This window comes from Microbulbifer maximicatervae (SeqCode) (assembly GCF_052467325.1).
Window position 1 is genome coordinate 471,886 of the sequence record NZ_CP174310.1, and the last position, 20,842, is coordinate 492,727.

Here is a 20,842-nt window from a genome sequence, read left to right on the forward strand (position 1 = left end):
CAAATACTCGACCGCCGGGGCCTCGAAAAAGGGTAGTGGCTTTCCGCCTGCCAAAAGACCCTGCTTTTGAAAAGACCGTTTTTTTGAAAAGACTATGTTCCTAAAAAAACTGATCCTGATTAACTGGGGTAATATTCCGCAGTTGGAATATGATTTCGGCCCGATCAACCTGTTTTCCGGTGGCAATGGTTCCGGTAAAACCACCGCAGCCGATGCCATCCAGACATTGATGACCGCCGCCCACGACACCCTGTTTACCTTTAACCCGGGGCAGGATGAAACCACCCAGCGCGGGCGCGGCGGCAAGCAGGTGCGCACGCTCGCATCCTACGTGTTGGGTTGTGACGACGGCAGCTATGCCCGTGTCGAGCCCACCGACTGTTACATCGCCGGTATTTTTCATCCCACCAGCGGTGAAGACGACGCTGAGCCTTTTACCGCAGTGATGGGTATTCGCGCACACCTGGATAACAGCAGTAAACCCGCCCAGGCCCGCCAAAGTGATTTGCGCTTTTTCGTATTCCCCGGCGAACAGTTGGTGATGGGGGATTTTGTCCGGGATTACACCGATGGCAAACATTTACTGCCACTGGATAAATTCAACCAGGTCCTGAGCAAACAGTTCGAAAAAGTCGAGCAGTACGACAAGAAAAAGGCCTACCTGCGCCGCCTTTACGGTGCCCTGCGCGGACGCCGCGATGCGGTCTCCGATCGCGAGGCTATGCACGCCGCGCGCACCTTTGCCAATTTTATGGCCTACAAGCCGGTAAAAAGCATCAACGATTTTGTCGCCCAGGAAGTGTTGGAAAAACGCGATCTGGGTGATGCCATCCGCTCTGTCTCCGAACTGATGAAAACCATTCACAGCATGGAGCAGGAAGCCCGCCAGATTGTGGAGCGGGTCAGTTCCCTGGAGGCCATCGCCCAGTCGGTAGAACTCTACCGGGAGCAGTGGTTGCAGTTGCGGGTGCAGGAATATTTGTGCGCGCGCCACCGCCAGCAGCGGGTGCAAAAGAGTTATCTGAGCGGCAAGAACGATCAGAAAAAACTGCGCAGCGATCTGGACAACAATGAGCGTGAAGTGCGCGTCGCTTCCGAACGCGTCGAGCAGCTCAATGGTCAGCTGGTAGAGCTTCAAGCCCAGCGCCTGGGTATCGATGCGCTGCGCAATAAGGACGAACTGGAGCAGCGCATTAACAATGCCCTGAGCCTGCTGTCCCAGCAGCACACCCCGCTGTCTGCCGAAGAGGCCCGCTGGCGTGAGAACCGCGAGGCCGCCGAAGAATTATTAAACCTGCTCAACTCCACCTCCGCCGAGCTGGAAATTCCCGCCTTCTCCGATAAAGCGCTGGTACAGGCGATCAAGCAGGTGGCCCGCGAGGAAGACCTGCCGGATCTGCACAAGTTGCTGGGCAAAGACTGGATCGATCTGGCTGCACTGGAGCCACTGCGCGAGCGCGCCGCCAGCAGTGAAGCCCTACAGAACCGCCTGTTCGACCTGCTGGATAGCAGTGGTAAAGCCGGTGCCAGTGATGAGGTTTCCCCCAAAGAGCAGATTGCCCAGCAGGCCTCCCGCTGGGAGCAAAAAGTACAGCAACTGCAAAAGCAGCTGCGCACCCAGGAGAGTCGCATTCAGCATCTCCAGGCCAACCGCGTGCGCTACCCCCAATCGGTGGAAGTGGCCCTGGCCGCAATTCGCGAACAGTGCCCAGAGGCGGAGCCCCGCGTCCTGTGTGATTATGTGGAAGTGCTGGATGAGCGCTGGCAGATGGCGATTGAAGGCTATCTGGGCGGCGCGCGTTTCTCGATTATTGTGGAGCCGGAACACGAGGCCCGCGCGATTCGCATAGTGCGCGGCCTGCCCGGGCGCAACAACCGCGCCCGCGTGATCCAGGGGGATAAAGCCCGCCGCGATGCGGAGCGCCTGGATACGCCGTCGGGCTCCATTATCGAACTGATGGAGTTCACCCATAAAACTGCCGAGCACTATTTGCGCGCCTCTTACGGTGCCGTGGTGCAGGTGGAGGATGAACACGAGCTGCGCGGCACCCGCCGGGGCCTGACTGCCGACGGTATGGCCAGTGGCAACTACAGCATGTGGCGCTGCGATATGGACGATGCCGAGTTGGTATTCGGCCAGGGCGCCCGCGCCCGCGCACTGGCGGCGCAGCAGCGCGCTATGGAGCAGTTGCTGGAAGAGGCCGCCCACGTCAACGAGCGCCACCAGCTCTACCGCCGCGTCACCAATGCAGTGCGCGGACTGGCGAATATCAAGCTGTTGTCCATTGTGGATACCGCCCTGGTGGCCCAGCGCGAATGGCGCAGCGCCGAGCGCGCTCTGGAAAACCTGGACCTGAAGGACTTCGAGCAGTTCGAGCAGCAGGTCGATGAACTCAAGGCCCAGCTCAAAGATCAGCAAAAGCAGTTGTCTGACCTCCAGCGCAAGCATGGCTCTTTGGAGACCAAGCTAAGAAGCAACGAAAAACTCTTGTATGCTCTGTCTGGCGAGCTGGAGTCCCTGGACGATGCTGCCAGTGACAGCGAGGCAATGGTAAGGCGCATTACCGCCATCGACCCCACTTTCGACGCCGAGCAAGTACTGATTACTGCCGACGAGCAGGTGGAGCGCGCCGCCGACAACTTCGACTTCTCAGCGGATATCGAAAGTTGGCAGGGGCAGCTGGAAAAATACAGCCGCCAACTGGATCGCGCGGTGATGGAATACAACGCCACCTGTGCCAGCGTCGATACCCTGGTGTTTGAGCCGGACTTGAGCGGCGGCCACAAAGACAACCTGTTCAAGTTGATCAGCGGCCTCGGCGATCAGGTAGAGACCCTGCGCAACCGCCTGAAGAATAACCTGCTGGTGGAGCGCCACGATCAACTGCTGGGATTGAAAAAATCCTTTAACACCACTTTTGTAACCCACTTGTGCCACGCTATTTACCAGTCCATTAACGATGGTAAGCGCGTGTTGGATGATCTGAACAAAGAGCTGGAGCACCACCGCTTTGGCGCCGACCGCGAGCGCTTCCGTTTCGACTACCAGTGGGTGGCGGAATTTAAGGAGTACTGGAGCTTCTTTAAGGCGGTAATTGAACTGCCGAATCTGGGTGAAGAGCAGAGCCTGTTCGACACGGACTTGGCGCCCAAGCACCGCAAGGTGCGGGATCGCCTGTTGAGTATGCTGCTGAGTGAAGACGAGCAGGTGGCGCGGCGCGAGCTGGATCGAATCAGCGACTATCGAAACTACCGCAGCTATGAGATCTACAAGGAGCCGGAAGGCAAGGAACCGATTGCGCTCAGTCAGTACGGCACCGGTTCCGGCGGTCAGCTGGAAACGCCGGCTTATATTATCCGCTCCGCAGCGGTCACTTCGGCCTTCCGCTTTGGTGAAAGCGGCAGCCATTTGCAGATGGTGCTGGTGGATGAGGCCTTCTCCAAAATGGATGAGTCCCGCTCCAAGGAAGTGATCCGCTACCTGACTGAAACCCTGGGGCTACAGCTGCTGTTTATTATGCCCAGCAGTAAATCCGGGCCTTTTATGGACCTGATCTCGAATCAGTTTGTATTCAGTAAGTGCCCCAGTGCCAAGCCCATCGGCCAGCTGAATACCCGGGTGTATGTGGATCGCAAGGTGTGCAACCAGGAGCGTATCGCCGAACTCTGGGCCAATCACCGCCGTGCGATTCGCCAGCAGGCGTCGCTGGATTTTATGGACCTGGTAGAAGTAGAGGGATAGGTATTTTCGGGGGAAACCCCTCCATTGGCAGGGAGGCAACCGATGGATAAGACATTGCCCTATTGGGTAGAGGAAAACCCGCTGTTAATCGGCATCCTGAATTTTATTCTGGATCGGCGGGACAGCCAGCTGGAACGCGGCAAGGAAGCCCGCATTAGTTTCAGGCTGGATTTGCGCGCTGGCAGTAAGCGCTGGTTGGAAGTGTTGGAGCCCCTCAGGGACCCCGACCAAGACGAGCAGGAGCTATGGAATGAATTGCAGCATTTTGCGCGGGAATACCAGTGTTTTACGGTAAAACCGAATCCGAAAAGGCGGCCGGGTATTGCCGAGTGGCAAGGGGCCCAATTGATTTTTCGGGATGCCAGCGAGGAACAGCTGCGCCTGTGGCTCAATCGCCCATCCCCCACCGTTCGCCAATCCGCCTGGACCAGCCTGCTGGAACCCTACGTCGATCGCTTTGAAAATCCCTCTGCTTTTCCCCTCGAAGGCTTGGAACTCCAACCGGGGTTTGATTCCGTCGAAGAAATTATCGCTTGCTGGGTGTCCGTCGGCAAAGAGCTGATCTTTGCCGACAAAATTTCCTGGCGACAATTAGCCGCGCGCTGCTTTAAAGGGGATTCCAAATACCTGGAATTACCCAGCCGCCAATCTCTGGTGCGCAATCTCTATCCTGACCTGAGCCGTAAAATCCAGGAGCGCCAACTTTTACTTCACGCCTACCTGCCCAGGCAATTTGAGCAGGTCATTTTTATCGAAAACCAGGACACTTTTATTAGCCTGGCGGACCTGCAACCCAGTCGTGCAGCACTGGTTTATAGCGAGGGCTACCAGGGAGGCGCAGAAAGGATTCGCAATGGGGAGAGGGTTCGCTTCAGCACTATTAATGTGGTTAGTGAAAATATCCGGCAGCAATTCCTAAGCTGGTGGCACGATGGGGAGTCCCGAACGGTTCCAACATTTTTCTGGGGGGATCTGGACTATGAAGGATTGCGGATTGCCGCAGCGCTGAGAAAGAGCTTTCCCGACTTGCAGTGCTGGCGCCCGGGCTACGATCTTTTACTGCATTTTCTGCGCACGGGAAAAGCCCATGCTCCGGAACAGGCGGAAAAGGTGGGACAAAAGCTGGTGCAAGCGATTGGTTGCCAATACGCAGATAGTACTCTGTTGCCAGCAATTTCAGGCAGCAATCGCTATGTGGATCAGGAGGCGGTTGAGATTGGGGAGCTGGCTGGGACATTAGTGTGAATATGTCGCTATCCGATAAATTTTAATTGTTCGTTTTTATGGAATGGTGACTATCAAGGCGTCGGCGGGCGTTTGAACTTGTTTTTTATGCGCAATTTCTCGGAAGATAGAAAAAATATGCTGTAAAAATGCCCCTCAGAATAACAAGTGCAGTTTCCGGAGTTTGCTATGCGTCAGTTTTCCATCCTGGTCATTTTTGCGTTGGCCTTTGGCGGCGCCGCCGTGATGTACGAGAAGGAAAGTCGTAAAGTAAAAGGCGTGTTGACCCAGATTACTGAACTTCAGGCGCAGATGGGTGATTTACAGGCGGAGATCAACCGCCTGAACAGCGAATTGGAAACCGTGAAGCTTGCGGAGCGCCGCCGCCCTAATCTCAGTGCTATGGCCAACCGCATTCGCCGCGAAGGTAGCGGCAACTCCGCACAAGTTGCGCCCAAGCCGAAAGTGGAAGACCGCTTTGAAAAGTCGCGCAACCTGATGCAGTCAGACGTTACCAGCGCGCCGCCGGCTATCCAGTCGAACACTCGTAGCAACAATGATGAAAGCGAGTGGTCTCGCCCAACTGTAGATGCCGATGAGTATCGTGGTGAGACCGGTGAAGAACCCGCAGTGGTCGATCCCTACCAGTAATTTTGCGCTCTGCATATTGATTCCCTCGCCAAAGCCCGCAAAATACCTGCCTTCCGCAGGATACTGTTTTGCGGGTTTGCCAGTTTTAGCTGACACGATTTGAAATTATAAGTGGGCAAGGGGCGCTAGGTATGTCGCTGAACAAGTTTTACACCACCTTAAATGGGCAGCTGGAAGGATTGCTTTCTGGAGAGCGGGACTGGCTGGCCAACACCGCCAATGCCAGTGCGCTGTTGTTTATGGAGTTGGAAGATATCAACTGGGCCGGTTTCTATTTCCTCTACGGTGATGAATTGCGTTTGGGGCCCTTCCAGGGCAAGCCTGCCTGTACCCGGATTCCAGTGGGCGCCGGTGTTTGCGGTACTGCTGTTTCGACCGGTGAATCCCAATTGGTAGAGGATGTGCATCAGTTCCCCGGCCACATCGCCTGCGATGCCGTGTCGGCCTCAGAGGTGGTGGTGCCACTGTATGATGACGCGGGTCGTTGCCTGGGAGTGCTGGATATCGATAGCCCCAGTGTGGCGCGCTTTAGCGAGGAAGACCTGGCGGGCTTACAGGATTTTGCCTGGGTATTGCTCAAGTCCTCAGACCTCCCGGCGAGCTGATGGCGCTGCTTTGGCAAAAGCAGGTTGGCGACACCTGTTATCAGGTGCGCAACCATGGCGCCAGTGTGCGCCTCTACAGCAATGGGGTTTTCCACTCTCAGTGGAATCCCCGCGATCCGCTCAAGGGTTCCCTATGGGAGTTGTTGCTGCTACCGGCATTTTTCCTCCCTGAAGAGCGCTTGAATTCGGTATTGGTGCTCGGCGTTGGTGGCGGTGCCCTGATTCGCCTTTTGCAGGCGTTCACCTCCGCTAAGCGTATTGTCGGCGTAGATTTGGACCCGGTGCACCTGGATATTGCCCGTCGCTTCTTTGGCGTACGCGATGTTGAGCTGGTGTGTGCGGATGCCTGTGACTTTGTGCGCGACCACTTGAAGCGACGCTCTCACAGCACTTTCGACCTGGTAATCGACGACTTATTTGGGCACTGCGACGGCGTAGCGCAGCGAGCGGTATCCGCCGATAAATCCTGGTGCTCCAGTCTGATGCGCCTGCTTCATAAAGATGGCGTGCTGGTCAGTAACTTCGGGGATAGGCCCGAGCTACAGAACAGTGCTTGGCGCGATAAAGCTATGCGTGAGCGACTCGGCGGTGCCTGTATGGCCTATATGCCCCAGTATGAGAATCATATCCTGGCAGTGAGCAGAAGAACTCTGCGCAAAGGTGAGCTGGCGGCCAGGGCCCCAGAAAAGATCAATCCCGCCAACCCCAATCGGCGCCTGGATTTCCGCATGAGCCAGCTTCGCTGATCTCGACAGCCCCCACAGAGGCCGGCTCCTAAAATCCCTGTCACTTTAATAGTGATATTCATTGGCGCCCTTTGTCACCTCGTGACTATACTCAAGGTGAGCGAAGTGTTCTGCCGGGATCGATTGATGCGGTACAAAACTGTTGAGGAAGTGATTCAGGAAGGAAGGGATTTTCATGCCAAGTTGGCGCTGCAATACGAAGAGTATGAGCAGCTTGCCACCAATGAACGGGTCGAGTTGCTGCTGGATCAGCTGCGACGACGGGAAGATTCCATGAAGCACTCACTGGAAAACTTCCATGCAGACCTGCCCCCTGGAGCCCTGCACACCTGGGTGCAATTTGCCCCGGAAGGGCGGGAGAAAGAATTTTTGCAGCGCTTGCGCGGCATTGATATTGAAGATTTGGAGCAGATTGCCAAGTTGGCCATGGATATCGAGATCTACCTGGCCGATCAATATCGGGATCTTGCCCAGGGCGCTGAAACCCCATCGGCACGGGATGCATTTGAACGATTGCGACAACTCGAAGAGTTGGAAGAGCATACGCTGTCGATGAACTTGTTTAATCTGCGCGATTACTAGCCTTTAATTCAGTTTCCAGGCGACTGCTACCGGCCTGCGCCCCTAGCTCTTAGGGGCGCAGACGGTATACGCAAAATCCTTGCTCTTTAGTGATCAAATCCACCTGGGAAAAATAGCGGGGCCCTTTTTTCGCCAGGGGAATAAATTCATTCACCACAAAAATCGCAGCGCCGGAATCTTTGAGAATCCGCGCACTCTGCTGCAGAAAGCGATCGGTCAAGTCCCCCTCCACCTGAAAGCCCTGGTGGAAAGGTGGGTTGCACAGCACCAGATCGGCGATTTCACTTTCCAGTTCAGAGCCTGCATCAGAGGGCACAACGATGCCTTCGATTCCCTGTTCGGTAAAATTCTTGCGGCAGGCCAATAGAGCAGCGGCGTTATTATCCGTAGCGGTAAAATGATATTTACCCAAAGCGGCTAATTGCATGCTCAGGTAGCCATAACCACAACCGAGATCAACAATACGAGAACCGTCCTGTGGTAACTCCGTCGTTAATTGCTGGGCGAGTAGGGCACTGCCTTTATCGATTTTGTTCCAGCCGAACAATCCCGGCTTGGAGTAGAGGTCGCCAAGCTCGGGCAGCTTTTGTAACTGGGCGTACTGAAGCTCACTGATTGGATTGCCGGTGTCCTCGTGAGCGACAACATTACTGCTCAGGTAGTCGTTGCCGTTTTTTTGCAAGTGCTTGGCAGTGCCCAGGCGCTCGGCCACTTTGGCGGCGTAGCTTTTGATTCCGCTTTGCTTTTCACCCAGCAGAATCAATTCGCCACCTTCACCGAGGAAGTGGGGTGCACAATCAATAACATGGTGAACTACGGCCTTTTCTTTCGAAACGGCGTAGACAATACGGCGGTATTTGCGGTCCAGTTCTTCAAAGTGGAAATCATTGAAGAAGCTCCGCTTCACCGTATTTTCGGCGAGTTCGGCAATATCCCAGCGGTTACTGATTAAATCCCCGGCAAAATGAAACCCCTCCTGGTGTAAGAGGGGCTTGCTGTTTTCATCGGCGATCCACAGGGTTTCCTCTGGGGCCTGGATAAGTTCCTGATGTAGAAGGGCTGACATATCTTTTTTTAATTGATAGAGGCAATTTCTTCAGGGGTCAGGAGGCGGTAATCACCTTCCTGAAGTTCTTCATCCAAGATGATTTCGCCGATCTTTTCCCGGTGCAACTCCAATACCTTGTTGCCCAGGGCCGCAAACATACGCTTCACCTGATGATAGCGCCCTTCACCGATGGTGATGCGCACTTCGTTGGCAAAGAGGATCTCCAGCTTGGCGGGCTTGGTTCTCTTCTTTTCGTTATTGAGCCAGACACCCTTGGCAAGCTTGGCCACGGCATCTTCCTCAATTTTCTCGGCCAACAGAGCGTAGTAGGTCTTGTCGCAATGGTGGTTGGGGGAGGTCACTTTGTGGGACCACTGGCCGTCATCGGTAAGCAGCACCAGGCCGGTGGTATCAATATCCAGGCGCCCGGCAATATGCAGCTTTTCCTTATTAGGCTCATCAATCAGGTCCAGCACTGTAGGGTGCTCGCCATCTTTGGTGGCACTGACATAGCCCAGTGGCTTGTTCAACATAATGTAGCGGGGCCCCGGCTCGTGCAGGGGCTCATCATCCAGGCACAACTCATCACTGACTTGTATTTTGGTGGCCGCATTGGTGACCACCTCACCATTGACGGTAATGCGCCCCGCCCAGGCGGCGCGCTTTACATCAGTGCGGGAGAGGTCGGTGACCTGGCTGACCGCTTTATCCAGACGAATTAGGTTAGCCAATTTTACGCTCACCGGAATCGACAGATTGATAGATCAGGGTATTGATGGTCATGGGACCAACACCGCCGGGTACCGGGGTGTAAGCGGCAGCGCGCTCAGCCAGCGGGCCCAGCTCGATATCGCCGACACCGCCGGGGTGGTAACCGGCATCCACAACCACAGCGCCATCCTTAATCCACTCGGCCTTGATAAACTCAGGCTTGCCCACGGCGCCCACTACGATATCGGCGCGGCGGATATGCTCGGCCAGGTCTTGGGTGCGGGAGTGGCAGATAGTCACGGTGGCATTGGCATTCAACAACATGGCCGCCATCGGCTTACCCAAAATGGGGCTGCGACCCACAACCACGGCGTGCTTGCCTTCCAGTTCAATATTGTAGGCTTCCAGCAGGCGCATAATTCCTTTAGGAGTCGCGCAACCATAGGCCTCTTCGCCCATTGCCATACGGCCAAAGCCCAGGCAGGTTACACCGTCTACATCTTTCTCCAGGCTGATCGCATCAAAACAAGCGCGCTCATCGATCTGCGCCGGTACCGGGTGCTGGAGCAGAATGCCGTGGACGTTGGGGTTGGTGTTGAGTTCTTCGATCTTGGCGAGCAGCTGCTCAGTGGTGGTGGAGGAGGGCAGTTCCACCTGGAGGGAGTCCATGCCGATTCGGCGGCAGGCATTGCCCTTCATCTTTACGTAAGTGGCGGAGGCGGGGTCATCACCTACCAGAATGGTCGCCAGGATTGGCGTTTGGCCACCACTCTTTTCCTTTAGTACGGCTACCCGAGCCGAGAGTTCCTCTTCAGTTTTCTGTGCCAGGGCCTTGCCGTCCAGAACCAGTGCAGACATAGATACTATCTCTAACAGTAAAAAATCGATGGCTAATAGACCGGAATCTGCTTCAGCACCTACTTTATATAGAAGGGCGGAAGCCGGCGATTTTTAAAAACGCTTACTTTTTATCCGGTCGGATTCGCGAAGTGCGCCATTTTCGCACAGGTTGGAAATAATTTCGCCACTTCTGGGCCCAGATAGGCAAAAGGATAAACTTCTTTAAAAATAATAGCTTAGAAGCGTTGACATGGGCCGGGGGTATCATTACTATGCACGCACTTCGCAGCTACAGCGACTTACACAACCACCTACGGGGCGGTTAACAGGGTCAAAGAGGTGCGAATGATTGGAAAAACGGGGCATAGCGCAGTCTGGTAGCGCGCCTGCTTTGGGAGCAGGATGTCGGGGGTTCGAATCCCTCTGCCCCGACCAATTTTCCGGGTTCACCTTGCGCCCGTAGCTCAGCTGGATAGAGCATCCGCCTTCTAAGCGGATGGTCGCAGGTTCGAGTCCTGCCGGGCGTGCCATCTTCACGAGATGGTGCTGGTTTGGCAAAAAGGACTTAGTCTGAAGCCAGATTGGCTGCAAGAGGTATCCGGCAATCAGTACTGCCACAAGGTGCTGAAGTATATCACTTTTATGGTGGCCGTAGCTCAGTTGGTAGAGCACAGGATTGTGGCTCCTGAGGTCGCGGGTTCGATCCCCGTCGGCCACCCCAGATTCTTCCTTGTTTTTCAAGGACTTAAAACCTCGCCTAGTGCGGGGTTTTTTCGTTTTTGGCTCCAGTGTGGTAATTTGGTGTGGTAATTTTGTCCTCAATCTAGGTTGAGGTTCCATATTATTCATGAGTTAGAGCATAAGGATTTGTGGCTACATGGGTGCTGAATTAGAGAAAGTTAAAAGAGTTTTGGCGGAGGCGCCTAATTACTTTCAGCTTGAAGAAAGATCCAAGGAAATAGAGGAGCTGCTATCTGAAGATAGCGAATCAGATGTAGAGCGAGGTCTCTCAGATTATAGAAAGTGGAAAGCTCAATTATCGGAAACTCATCAAGTCCTGAATTGCCTCCCTGAGCTGTTTGAGGGGTTCTCGGGATCTCATGTGGTGGGTTCACCATGGAAGCCGCTCATGACTGAGCGGGATGCAAAGATGCGGGGTATAGAGATATTTTTGACGAGAATCGAGGCGCGTATAAAGGACCTTGAAGATTTGAGGCGCGGCAAACTAGAGTGGGAGCAGGCTGACTTAACGAAGCGTTCAGTGCATGCTGCTGAACTTGCAAATACAATTGCTGCTGTTAATTCGGAGGCGGCGAAAGTGAGTGCAAGTGCAGCCAAGCAAAGTGCCCAAGTTGCAAGGCATGGATTCAGGCTTACAAAAAAGATGTTCTGGGCGGCAGTTTTTTCAGCCTTGGTAGCTGTTGGTGCGCTCATAGGACAGATCTATTCCCAAAATAAAGATATTTCTGTAAATCTAAACTCCCCTGTGGCTTTACAGCCAGTCACTCTCTCTGATGAATCAATAAGTAACCTAACTCACTCAATTGCAGTTGAGTTATCTAAAATGAAAGATGAGCAGGTCACTTTATCACCTGAATCAATCGAAGACTTGAGAGCTGTACTGAGACTTGAGCTTGAAAGAGATGCTCATATTGAAGTTGTAGAAACCAAAGAGAATGTAGAGCAAAAGGCAAACTAAATTATTTGCCTTTCTTAGGGCGCTTCCGGTCTAGGCTGACAACTTTATCCGCTGTTCGATTATATCGCTCTGCCATCGAGCGGGTTTTATGTCCGGTAAATTTCTGCACGTCACCGTCAAAATCACTGGCGGCTTTAATTTTTAAATCGTGAAACCGAAACCGCTCCTTAATAACTCCTGCCTCCAAGGCGGCTCGCTGTTCTCTTAACCAAGTAGCATTAAAGCCCATGCGTGTGAAAGGTCGCCCGGTACGGCTGCGAATAATATGAGCTGTTTGAATTTTTGCATCAGCATTGCTCGCAAGTGCGTTCTCCACAGCTTCCCTTAGTGCTGGGCTCCAGAGTTTTATTTGTGCTTTTCCGGTCTTGTTTTGAATAATAAGTAGACCATCTTCTTTCATATCTGCACGCGTGAGGGCGAGCACATCCTGCTGCCTGGCTGCACACAAATAGCTAATCTCCATAGCGCACTGATGCATAATATGGCCGCGATCGCCAAGCCACTGCCAAAAGGCTTCATACTCCCAGTCTTCGAGATAGCGCCCGCCTGCTTTTTCCTTGAGGCTTTTAATTACTGCGGTTGGGTCTTCAATTTTTACAAACCCTCTGGCTTTGCCCCACTTCATCACAATGCCTAGAAAGGTTTTTTCTCGGTTTGCTGCGGTAGGGTGTTCTGCGCCACGGGCATCAATGAACATCTGAACCAGTGGTGAGGTGATAGCATCGGGTGTCATTTCCCCAAACACTGCCAAGATACGCAGGCTATAGCGATGGTAGTCTTTTTGCGTCTGCGGTTTGATGTGTTTGGTGTATTGAGGTGATGCAAAATACAGCTCAATAAGGTCTTTAAGGGTGAACTCCTTCTCTACCAACCCGGCCAGGTAGCGTTCGTAAGCAGTCCAAACTTCTGCCTTACTGGCATCAAGTTTTGCCAGATGCTTGGTTGGGTAGCCTCTTCGATTCACTCGAAAACCATTCTTGTACCGCTCTACATTTGGCGGCATCCAAGCATTTTCCGGGTTTCGTCTTCTGCCCATTAGCCAGCTGCTCCAAGGTTAAAGCCCGCAGGTAAGTTTATACCTGAGGCGTTGGGTTTAGACTCCCCTCGGGATAGGGTTGCCTGATTGACCATCTCCCAAGTTAGCGCGGGTGAGCCATCTTTGCGTCGCACATAGGGGATTCGGTTGGCTTCCAAAATTCGTTTTTGCTCTTCGATATTATCTGCGCCAACACCAGTCAGGCGACCTATCTCTGTTTTGGTGAGTAGCTTACTCATGGCAATCCTTACCTTCTAGCTCTGCACCAGGGCAAACCCCTGGCCGTTGCGTTTGAGTGTGCCCGCCTGTTGCAGGGCATCGAAAACGGGTTTAACGGTTCCGTGCCTAAGACGCATTTCGTTGATGATGTTGCGCATGACGGGCTTGTGGCCGAACTCCCCGGCGCGGATTCGCTGGGCGAGTTGCTGTTGTTCTTCATTCAAGTGGGCGGTGTGTAACGGTTGTGTTTCCACCGTTTCAGGCTGTTGCAACGGTGCAGTGGCGCGTTTCGCAACCGTTACGGCAGCGTTAAACGCGAGTAACGCAACCAACCCCACGATGTCTGTGATGATCGCTAGGGCGAGGAAGCCGATATGCTGAACCTTTGCCGGGTCTGTGTTGAGGGTGCTCGCCAAGCTGCTGAAGGCGCTGTGCGTGCTGGGTGTCTGTTCGATTGTGGATAGCTTTTCTATGAGCTGCGTGCGCTCAGCTTCCATTGTGGATAACTGTGCGGCGGTATTAATGGCACGCTGGCGGTAGCCGTTGTTGGCGTCGGTGTTGATCAAGCCGTTTAGGGTGTTGACCTGCTGTTGCAAACTGTTTAACTGCTGTTGCAACGCTTGGTATTCCTGGCTGTTACGGGTGCTGCGCTGTTGCTGTTCGTCGCTGTGAGTGGCGAGGAATCCGACCGTTGCAACAATGCTGATTACTACCAGCAGGGGCCAAAGGCAGAGCAGGGCATAGCCGCTCTTTTGCCCTTGGCTGCACAACCAGAGGCCCAGCGGGGCGAAGCTGAATTTGCACAGCTCCAGCGCCACCGCCGTGGCCCCGGCCACCACCTGCCCGCCGAGACCTGCGGGCATAGATATCCACAGCTGCACAGTAAACGCGAGGCTGGTGCCGCAGAAGATCAGCGCGGCGATACCGGTGAGGGATTGCCAGAGTTTCATTGCTGGCCCCTTAAGCTGCTGCCGGTATGGCAATGGCTGGCTGCATATTTGCCCGCACCAAAGCTTCAGCTATTGGAGGGCAGACTGAATTCCCGCACTTGGCCACCTGCTGGGTTTTAGTGATGCGAGCTCCAGTTGCATCCCTGTCGATAATGTAATTCTCAGGGAAATCCTGCGCACGGTAGAGCTCCCTGGGCTCAAGCATTCGCATACCGATATCAACAATGCGGTAGGGAGCTCCATGAACGGTTACCAAGCCAAAGCGGTCTCTGCTGGTGACAGTGTGTAGTGGCTCATCCATGCCCGTTCCTACAGAGTTGCCGAAATACTTCACCAGAAACGCTGCTACCAGTGCGTGGTGGTCAACGGTCGTTACGGTGCTCAGTGGCTGGGTCATTGCCAGACCTGGCCCGTTATAATTGCCACCGTAGTGCTTCGCTAAAAATGCAGCGCATAAGGCAAAACGGTTTTCAGTGGTTTGAGTGGCCAGCGGTTGGTCCATAGTTCGTCCGCGAGCCTGGTTTCCTTTGTCGCCGTAGTAGGGTTGGATATACGGAGCCACCAGGCAATGTTCTTGCTTGCTGGTGACGGTGGTTAGCGGTTCATTGAGTCGGTACTGCATACCGTCACCGCTCCGGCCTGTGTGTCCAATGCGCACAATAAAAGGCTCAGGATTTTCGATGACAAACCTCTGCACTCCACGGGCAATGCGGCGCAAGGTATTTTCCGCTAATGGGCGTTTGCGCTCGAAAATACTTGGGCAAGGAATATTCCAATCAATGCAGTCTGCGGCTGTACGGTAGGGGATTAGGCCATCGCCATGAGTTGGTTCAGGCCAGATGATGGGTTTGCCATCACAGCGAGCAATTAGGAATAGTCGTTTGCGTGAAGTAGGTGCGCCGTAGTCGCAAGCGCGGAGCTCGCGGTGCTCTACCTGGTAGCCAAGGCTGATTAGCTGTTGTTTCCAGCTACGGAAAGTCTGGCCTTTGCGCTTTTTACAGGGGCGTCCATCCTCAGCTAAAGGCCCCCAGGTTTGGAACTCCTCGACATTCTCAAGCATGATTACACGAGGGCGCACGGTTGCCGCCCAGCGGATCACTACCCAGGCCAACCCCCGAATCTTTTTTTCTACTGGTCTGCCACCTTTGGCTTTGCTGAAGTGCTTACAGTCAGGACTAAACCAAGCGAGGCCGACAGGTTGTCCATTGGTTGCCTTGCGTGGATCTACATCCCATACGCTCTCGCAATAATGGCGTGTTTGCGGGTGGTTCACGGTGTGCATGGAAATAGCTTGAGGATCGTGATTAATCGCGATATCTACTGGGCGTCCTAAGGCAGCTTCTATTCCTGTGCTAGCTCCGCCACCACCGGCAAAGCTGTCTACCACCAGCTCATCAAAATTAAATCCAATTTGTGGAGCTGTGCGAAACTGATGAATATCCGACACTACGCTGCTCTCCCTTTTTCCTGTTTACGATTCGGCAGAATCTCTGCTTGCTAGCCGTGGTCTTTGTAGTGGTTGGGGTTGGCTTTGTTTTTTATGGTGTCCAGTTCTGGGCGCACTAATTCGGCTAGGTCATTAAGGCGGACGCCGTAGGCTTCGAACTCGGTCGAGTCTTTATAGAAATCGCCTTCAGGGGTTTTACACTCAACAAATACCGTTACCAGCCAGTGGTGTTGCCAGTTCAATATTTCATGCTGGTAATCAGCGCGGGCGATATCGCCTACGGCGCCGCGTTGGCGGCGGTGGGTGATCTTTAAAATAGGATCGCCATCGGTATCCAGGCCGGTACTGCTGCGCGCGGTGAGGATTAAACCAGGTAGCCAGCGGTTTACTCGGCGGGCGTGCAGGGCGCGTTGGCTCATGGGTTTTCGGGGTTTACGCTTGGGCATGAACTTAGCTCCACTTTGCTCGTTTTCGCCGAGCTTTCTGGCTGAGTTTATTTTGCTTGCCGGTAAATTTGTTCTGGGTCGGCGTGGTAATTAATTTATCCGTCCAGTTGGCTGCTACGATGTGGGCTAAAGCTGATAGCGGTGATTTGAAAATAAGCATAATTTCCTCCGTGTTTTTCTACCCACTTAGCCCGCACTGGGCGGGCTGAGAAAGCTGGTTTTATTTTCGGCTAGGCGACTTGTGGTGCTTCGGTCTCTTTTGAGTGAGGGCAATCTGAGGATTTGTCCTCAGTGATTTTTTTATCTTTGATAAGATAAATTTTTGCTGTATCGGTTTTCTTGTCGAATATCTGCGCCCATTTTGTGAATGGATCTTTTTGGGCGATGTGCTCTACCTCTTTGTAGGCTTCCTTTTCGGTAGCGTAGGAGCGCTTGAAATCTTCGGTGCCACCCATCATTAAGTCGTAGGTGCCGGTGAATAGTGCGTATCTTTTCATTGGATCTTGGTCCTGTATTAGGGTCCAGTACCTGCGGCCCGAGACGTTAGAGTTTGTGGTTAGGGGGAGAAGGAACCGATATAGGTTTCTATTTTTTGCTCGGAAATATCTTCTGCTGCGAACGCATCGGCGAGCCTGTCCTGGAGTTCTCTGCCCATATCTTCCTGGGCGGCTTCAAGGCGCTTAATCCGAACGCTGAGTGTGGGAGCTTCGCGCCCAGTAATGACTGAGAGGCGCAGATCAAAGGTGCGAATACTAAGGTCGTTGTAAGGAACGCATTCGAATTTAAAGCCGGCGGGCAAAGTCTTTTCACTGCGAGCTTCGATATTTTCGAGATCACTGCGGCTGGACTTGAAGTCTTGGACTTCGTAATCCGCTTTGCGAGAGGCTTCGATGGTCAGGCAGCGCACGGCAGCGACGGCTTCGCTGATGGGTATTGCTTCACCGTCTGGAGCGTAGCAGACAATATTTTCGGCATAGTCCTCCAAAAACTCTGCCAATTCCTTCTGGCTGAGCCTCTGACCATTGATATCCAAGAGCGCTTTATACTCTGCGGTTTTAATCAGGGTTACTTCAGCGGAGAAATCAGCGTGCCCTGGCTTGGCATCGGTGCCGAGGTTGAAAATGGTTTCAGCGGACATTCTTGCGGGATCGACAAAACACGCTGAGTCTTTATCTTTACGGTGATCCAGGGAATAGGAAATGAAGTCAAGCAAAGCAATTGTTTGCATTGCTCCTCGAAGCCGGGTTCTACCTGGCAGATAGCATTCGAGGTCGTGCAGCCTGAAATCAGTGGGTACTGCTAAAACTGGTTTTTCAAGATCCTTGCTACGGATAGCCACGTCTATCGTTGCTATCGCCTGGGACTGCTTAATTTCCTTTACTGCACTTTGGTCCATGGTCATAGATAAATCCTTATTTTCTTTTTGAGTTTTGTGGGTGGGTTAAAGGTTGATGGCTTGTGTTAGCCGCTGCTTTTGAGTGAGGCCACTTTGCCGCTACTGTCTTGATCAAATAGCGGTGGTTGCTTCTGTGGGTGGAAGCTCAGAGCGCCTTTGGTGCCGACGTACATCGGAGTGGATGTGGCGTCGTCTTGGATAATGGAGCCGCGCATGGTCGGCTTTTTGAATTTCAAGGTGTGCTCAATCTGAACCTGATCACTGTTTTGGATTTTGGATAATTTCAGATTGATACTGACCTCACCTTTTTTCTCGTGATCGGTAACTGCGCCGGCAACATCGCTGAGGATGTGGGCTAGTTTTTCTATAAATACTCCGCCGTCCAAATCGGCAAATACCTGGGTTACGTTTGTGCTCATGGGATGCTCCAAGTTTTTTAAAATTGGGCTCCGTACCGGCAGCCCTAACGGTTACAGCTGACTGATGCGCCTGGGGCGCGGTTGAACTTTAATACTTGCTTTCTAGGGGTTTTTCGCTTGGCCCCTTTCGGCCTTCGGCAATGTGCCCAAATTCAAAATTAGGTCGTTCCATGACTGATTTTTTGCTGGTTATTTCAAGGCGAGAAATATCGAACCATATGGTTTCTTGGGGCTTACCGTCTGCGCTGAGTCCTGGGTGTACAATTGCTTGAACGCACCCATAAAGATCAAAGCCTATATTTACTATTACGCCCTTGAGTCCTGTTACCTTGTCTTGGCACTTCATGCCTAGAAGACTTAAGTGCTTTTCAACTTGTGTTGTATTCATATCTGTCCTTGTTTTTATGAGGTCTAGCTGGCTTTAGGTGTGGTCTGTGTTTCGACGATATCGCGAATCCAGGCCATACCTTTCGGCGTGACTAGTGCGGTGATGTGCTGGACTTTTACCGGCCCTCTGAAAAACTCACCTGTTTTTTGATGAAGCAATTTCTGCTCTAGGGCCCACTTTGTGGGGGAGTTGCGCATAGGTTCGTGGCTGTATAAAAAGCCGTTTTTGCGCATTAGCTTTAGCAGATTGTTTCTACCCATTCCTAGCATTCGGGCGGCTTGAGTGACGGTGAAAGTTTTTTGATTGTTCACGCTGCCTCCTGATTTTCTTGTTGTGGGGCTTGGCCTTGGATGGCTTCGGAAAGTGTGGCGACTTGTTCGCGCATACTTTTAATTTCAATTTCTTGCAGCTTCACCTTGGCCTGCAGTTCTTCGTACAGCTCTAAGATTCGGCTGAACTCGTTCATCAGGCTGCTCTGGCCTTTGCGGCGGCTTCACCGGCTAGGCCGAAATAGGCTGAGCCGTCCTCATAGTCGTCTGGCACAAATACGCCACAGCTTGCACGGGACTGTTTGAGCAACACCATAAACATCCAGCCTTCTTCCTCAGTGAGGGAGGTGCCGTATAGGGCATTAAATGCTGATACGGTTTTGGCCATGGTGCGTTCGCCGCCTTCGCTATCGCGTTGCTCTGCGCGATCGCGCATATGCTGAGCGCCTTTTTCCAGAAAGGTGGGGGCGCTGTAATCCGGTGGAGAAAATTCGCTTGTGCTCATGCGGCTTGGCCCCCGTTTATTTGAAATTCCAGATGGTCGACTGATTCGATGTAGGCTTTTGCGCGCTTACGGCTATCAGTGAAGGCGTTTTGTATGGCTTGGTCTCGGGTTATTCCCCAGCCTATAGCTAGGCCTGAATGTGGGATCGGGTCGCTGTGAACATTGAGTACAGCTTTGAGTTCGATGCCGCCGCCGATGCGGTGGCTAGTTATTGCTCCTATAGGTTTTCCCTGTAGTTCAACGGTTTCCTTAGAGAGTGCGGGAAGATGGGATTTTGCTTCTCCCTCGCTAACGTCCTGAGTAATAAATTCAAGGTTATTCATGCGGCATCACCTCTACTCCAGCTGCTGATGACATCAGATTTTTAACCGAGTCAACAAAAGCGCCGGCCCGATTTAAAAGGTTCTCCAGGGCATTCTGAATAGCTTCAGTTTTTGTATTTCCTTGCCCCACCGTGTACCCGCTTGGTGTTGAGTTCACACCTAAGTGGGCTGAGTAGACGTTGTTGCCGTGACGATCTTTGTAAAGAGATATTTCTCCAGCGGTTTCGCCATCGATCACAATAATTTCTCTACTAGATGCTCCGAAGGGGTGCGCCTTTTCTAGGTCACTGACGGGCAGATCAATAAATTCGAATTGGTTCATGCGGCATCACCTCCAAACGGTGACCAGTTGTTATTTACTGGCTTTGCGGTGGTGGGTTTTGGCTGCACTAGGCGGGTGCCAATTTTGTGGACGGCGTTGGCTATATCGATGCGGCGCTTGAGGCGGTCGATATTGTTTTTACTCATCGCCGTGGGGTGTACAAACACGGTGGCGGTCATGCGATTCCCTCCCGGTTGTTTCGGATGGTTTGTGAGGTGAGGCGGCGTTGGAATCGGGTGCGTAGCTGTTCTTGCTCTGCGCCAATTCCGCTGACAATCGTGGCGATCAGGACGAACTGGATTAATCCGTGTTTTACCGCCTTGGCCACGGCGTCGGTGCTGTTGCGGGCGTGCAGTTTGTAGAAGCACTCGGCGAGCAGGTTGCTGACGTTAGTGACGGAGCACTGCATAGCCTGGGCGGTTTCCCGGTTTGAGAGCCCTCGGGCGCGATGTGTTAGCGCTTCCGCTTGGCGTGGTGCCAGGGGTCTGAGGTGGCTTGTGGCGGTGTCCATGTTGGGTGCCCTGTCCGTGGTGTTACTGCGAAATATAGGTGTGCCAGTCTATCGAGTCAATAGGTATCCCTATATTTTGTTGTTAAGTTGAAGTTGGGGTGGTTGTTGGTAGGCTGAGGGCGTGTCTGTCTACGGATGGCGGCAATGAAATGCTGGAGTGTGAAGTGGCGAGGGTAGTGCTGGTGGGTGGACCTGAGGGATGTGCTGTGACCTGTAAGGCGCACAATATAAGCAAAGTGTGTTTAATCAGGTGAGACAGGCTTTAAGGTTTTCGAAGCAAATAAAACTAATAGGGTGGCTAATGAAAATTATTAGTGGGAGTTTTGGGGTAGAGGGATCTGCATACATTAGCAGGGATAACTATCTTGTGGTTGAAGGTGCAAGCAAAGTTATTTATTCGCCAGATAAAATAAAATCAGTATCCTCGCAGAAGGTAAAAGAGAAAAAGTTTGGTCTCTTTGGGTTTCTGCTTGGGGCAATTATTTTGAGTATTGTTTTGGGGATGATTGTAGGCTTTATTGGGGTAGGTATCGCAGTTGTATTGGCTTATTTAGGGTCATTTTATTCGGACAGCAAGAATAATGTTGAGGTCAAATTCTTGGATGAAAAGAGTGTAGTCCTTGAGTGTTCACCGGGGGGGGTTAAAAAGTTAACCCAATTTGCTGGGTGAATTGAATTGCGATTGAAGTAGGTATGGCAGAGAAGATACTGTTTTAGCCTTCTCTGGTCGCAAAAGGCCCGCTGGTGAGCGGGCTTTTTTGTG

Annotated in this window: 28 protein-coding genes and 3 tRNA genes; 11 read left to right on the forward strand and 20 right to left on the reverse strand. The window is 52.8% G+C overall.

Translation table 11 applies throughout. The features are described 5' to 3' along the window. Positions 1-94 precede the first annotated feature (94 nt). The 6 genes from ACJJIE_RS02340 (at position 95) to ACJJIE_RS02365 (ending at position 7,550) form a co-directional block, all read left to right on the forward strand. Entirely contained in the window at positions 95-3,742 is a 3,648-nt protein-coding gene (locus tag ACJJIE_RS02340) for an ATP-binding protein (RefSeq protein ID WP_444893398.1), read from the forward strand. Between the two features lie 42 nt (positions 3,743-3,784). Next, complete coding sequence (locus ACJJIE_RS02345) at positions 3,785-4,987, forward strand: Wadjet anti-phage system protein JetD domain-containing protein (protein WP_444893399.1); 1,203 nt, start codon at positions 3,785-3,787, stop codon at positions 4,985-4,987. 168 nt (positions 4,988-5,155) lie between these two features. After that, positions 5,156-5,617: a 6TM ABC transporter family protein gene (locus ACJJIE_RS02350; protein WP_444893400.1), complete on the forward strand. Its 462-nt coding sequence runs from the start codon at positions 5,156-5,158 to the stop codon at positions 5,615-5,617. 131 nt (positions 5,618-5,748) lie between these two features. After that, positions 5,749-6,222, forward strand: a complete 474-nt coding sequence (gene msrC, locus ACJJIE_RS02355) for a free L-methionine (R)-S-oxide reductase MsrC (RefSeq protein WP_444893401.1) — start codon at positions 5,749-5,751, stop codon at positions 6,220-6,222. Continuing rightward, positions 6,222-6,968 (forward strand): spermidine synthase, encoded by a 747-nt coding sequence (locus tag ACJJIE_RS02360; protein WP_444893402.1) that lies wholly within the window; start codon positions 6,222-6,224, stop codon positions 6,966-6,968. The genes msrC and ACJJIE_RS02360 overlap by 1 nt, the downstream gene beginning before the upstream one ends. Before the next feature lie 126 nt (positions 6,969-7,094). Next, on the forward strand, positions 7,095-7,550 hold the full coding sequence (locus ACJJIE_RS02365) for a hypothetical protein (RefSeq protein WP_282932198.1): 456 nt from the start codon (positions 7,095-7,097) through the stop codon (positions 7,548-7,550). A 49-nt stretch (positions 7,551-7,599) separates the two neighbouring features. Here the strand turns inward: ACJJIE_RS02365 and ACJJIE_RS02370 are convergent, their stop codons facing one another. Genes ACJJIE_RS02370 through folD form a run of 3 tightly spaced genes read right to left on the reverse strand, consistent with a single transcriptional unit; the run spans position 7,600 to position 10,167 of the window. Beyond that, complete coding sequence (locus ACJJIE_RS02370; RefSeq protein WP_444893403.1) at positions 7,600-8,616, reverse strand: class I SAM-dependent methyltransferase; 1,017 nt, start codon at positions 8,614-8,616, stop codon at positions 7,600-7,602. Positions 8,617-8,624: 8 nt separating this feature from the next. Beyond that, on the reverse strand, positions 8,625-9,329 hold the full coding sequence (rsuA, locus tag ACJJIE_RS02375; protein ID WP_282932200.1) for a 16S rRNA pseudouridine(516) synthase RsuA: 705 nt from the start codon (positions 9,327-9,329) through the stop codon (positions 8,625-8,627). Continuing rightward, positions 9,322-10,167: a bifunctional methylenetetrahydrofolate dehydrogenase/methenyltetrahydrofolate cyclohydrolase FolD gene (gene folD, locus ACJJIE_RS02380; protein ID WP_444893404.1), complete on the reverse strand. Its 846-nt coding sequence runs from the start codon at positions 10,165-10,167 to the stop codon at positions 9,322-9,324. The genes rsuA and folD overlap by 8 nt, the downstream gene beginning before the upstream one ends. A 340-nt stretch (positions 10,168-10,507) precedes the next feature. Here folD and ACJJIE_RS02385 point away from each other — a divergent pair. From ACJJIE_RS02385 to ACJJIE_RS02400, 4 genes are all read left to right on the forward strand, one after another. Next, positions 10,508-10,584: transfer RNA gene (locus ACJJIE_RS02385), tRNA-Pro, on the forward strand. Between the two features lie 18 nt (positions 10,585-10,602). Continuing rightward, positions 10,603-10,679 (forward strand) — tRNA-Arg (locus ACJJIE_RS02390). 115 nt (positions 10,680-10,794) lie between these two features. Then, a tRNA-His gene (locus ACJJIE_RS02395) sits at positions 10,795-10,870 on the forward strand. A 156-nt stretch (positions 10,871-11,026) separates the two neighbouring features. After that, positions 11,027-11,848, forward strand: coding sequence for a hypothetical protein (locus tag ACJJIE_RS02400; RefSeq protein ID WP_444893405.1), 822 nt, complete (start codon positions 11,027-11,029; stop codon positions 11,846-11,848). Position 11,849: 1 nt separating this feature from the next. On the opposite strand, the gene ACJJIE_RS02405 is transcribed toward ACJJIE_RS02400, so the two are convergent. The 17 genes from ACJJIE_RS02405 to ACJJIE_RS02485 all read right to left on the reverse strand — a co-directional run bounded on the left by ACJJIE_RS02405 (position 11,850) and on the right by ACJJIE_RS02485 (position 20,079). Then, a complete protein-coding gene (locus tag ACJJIE_RS02405; protein WP_444893406.1) occupies positions 11,850-12,884 on the reverse strand; it encodes a tyrosine-type recombinase/integrase in 1,035 nt (344 codons plus the stop codon). Then, positions 12,884-13,123 (reverse strand): DUF4224 domain-containing protein, encoded by a 240-nt coding sequence (locus ACJJIE_RS02410; protein WP_444893407.1) that lies wholly within the window; start codon positions 13,121-13,123, stop codon positions 12,884-12,886. Before ACJJIE_RS02410 ends, ACJJIE_RS02405 begins: the two co-directional genes overlap by 1 nt. Positions 13,124-13,138: 15 nt before the next feature. Continuing rightward, on the reverse strand, positions 13,139-14,053 hold the full coding sequence (locus ACJJIE_RS02415) for a hypothetical protein (RefSeq protein ID WP_444893408.1): 915 nt from the start codon (positions 14,051-14,053) through the stop codon (positions 13,139-13,141). A 10-nt stretch (positions 14,054-14,063) separates the two neighbouring features. Beyond that, positions 14,064-15,500 carry a DNA cytosine methyltransferase gene (locus tag ACJJIE_RS02420; protein WP_444893409.1) on the reverse strand — a complete coding sequence of 479 codons (1,437 nt, stop codon included), beginning with the start codon at positions 15,498-15,500 and terminating at the stop codon, positions 14,064-14,066. Positions 15,501-15,550: 50 nt separating this feature from the next. After that, positions 15,551-15,946, reverse strand: a complete 396-nt coding sequence (locus tag ACJJIE_RS02425; protein ID WP_444893410.1) for a hypothetical protein — start codon at positions 15,944-15,946, stop codon at positions 15,551-15,553. Between the two features lie 4 nt (positions 15,947-15,950). Continuing rightward, on the reverse strand, positions 15,951-16,106 hold the full coding sequence (locus tag ACJJIE_RS02430) for a hypothetical protein (RefSeq protein WP_444893411.1): 156 nt from the start codon (positions 16,104-16,106) through the stop codon (positions 15,951-15,953). Between the two features lie 70 nt (positions 16,107-16,176). Next, positions 16,177-16,443, reverse strand: a complete 267-nt coding sequence (locus tag ACJJIE_RS02435) for a hypothetical protein (RefSeq protein ID WP_444893412.1) — start codon at positions 16,441-16,443, stop codon at positions 16,177-16,179. Positions 16,444-16,502: 59 nt separating this feature from the next. Then, entirely contained in the window at positions 16,503-17,348 is an 846-nt protein-coding gene (locus ACJJIE_RS02440) for a DUF2303 family protein (RefSeq protein WP_444893413.1), read from the reverse strand. 59 nt (positions 17,349-17,407) lie between these two features. Then, positions 17,408-17,761 (reverse strand): YfdP family phage-associated protein, encoded by a 354-nt coding sequence (locus ACJJIE_RS02445; RefSeq protein ID WP_444893414.1) that lies wholly within the window; start codon positions 17,759-17,761, stop codon positions 17,408-17,410. An 88-nt stretch (positions 17,762-17,849) separates the two neighbouring features. Beyond that, complete coding sequence (locus tag ACJJIE_RS02450) at positions 17,850-18,149, reverse strand: hypothetical protein (RefSeq protein ID WP_444893415.1); 300 nt, start codon at positions 18,147-18,149, stop codon at positions 17,850-17,852. Positions 18,150-18,172: 23 nt separating this feature from the next. Beyond that, on the reverse strand, positions 18,173-18,460 hold the full coding sequence (locus tag ACJJIE_RS02455; protein ID WP_444893416.1) for a phage antirepressor KilAC domain-containing protein: 288 nt from the start codon (positions 18,458-18,460) through the stop codon (positions 18,173-18,175). Then, positions 18,457-18,615 carry a hypothetical protein gene (locus tag ACJJIE_RS02460; RefSeq protein WP_444893417.1) on the reverse strand — a complete coding sequence of 53 codons (159 nt, stop codon included), beginning with the start codon at positions 18,613-18,615 and terminating at the stop codon, positions 18,457-18,459. Before ACJJIE_RS02460 ends, ACJJIE_RS02455 begins: the two co-directional genes overlap by 4 nt. Continuing rightward, positions 18,615-18,923: a hypothetical protein gene (locus ACJJIE_RS02465; protein ID WP_444893418.1), complete on the reverse strand. Its 309-nt coding sequence runs from the start codon at positions 18,921-18,923 to the stop codon at positions 18,615-18,617. The genes ACJJIE_RS02460 and ACJJIE_RS02465 overlap by 1 nt, the downstream gene beginning before the upstream one ends. Further along, positions 18,920-19,246, reverse strand: a complete 327-nt coding sequence (locus tag ACJJIE_RS02470) for a hypothetical protein (RefSeq protein WP_444893419.1) — start codon at positions 19,244-19,246, stop codon at positions 18,920-18,922. The genes ACJJIE_RS02465 and ACJJIE_RS02470 overlap by 4 nt, the downstream gene beginning before the upstream one ends. Beyond that, positions 19,239-19,568 (reverse strand): hypothetical protein, encoded by a 330-nt coding sequence (locus ACJJIE_RS02475; protein WP_444893420.1) that lies wholly within the window; start codon positions 19,566-19,568, stop codon positions 19,239-19,241. Before ACJJIE_RS02475 ends, ACJJIE_RS02470 begins: the two co-directional genes overlap by 8 nt. After that, positions 19,565-19,747, reverse strand: a complete 183-nt coding sequence (locus ACJJIE_RS02480; protein ID WP_444893421.1) for a hypothetical protein — start codon at positions 19,745-19,747, stop codon at positions 19,565-19,567. Before ACJJIE_RS02480 ends, ACJJIE_RS02475 begins: the two co-directional genes overlap by 4 nt. Further along, complete coding sequence (locus tag ACJJIE_RS02485; protein ID WP_444893422.1) at positions 19,744-20,079, reverse strand: response regulator transcription factor; 336 nt, start codon at positions 20,077-20,079, stop codon at positions 19,744-19,746. Before ACJJIE_RS02485 ends, ACJJIE_RS02480 begins: the two co-directional genes overlap by 4 nt. Before the next feature lie 301 nt (positions 20,080-20,380). On the opposite strand from ACJJIE_RS02485, the gene ACJJIE_RS02490 reads away from it, so the two are divergent. After that, positions 20,381-20,749: a hypothetical protein gene (locus ACJJIE_RS02490; protein WP_444893423.1), complete on the forward strand. Its 369-nt coding sequence runs from the start codon at positions 20,381-20,383 to the stop codon at positions 20,747-20,749. The last annotated feature ends 93 nt before the right edge of the window (positions 20,750-20,842 follow it).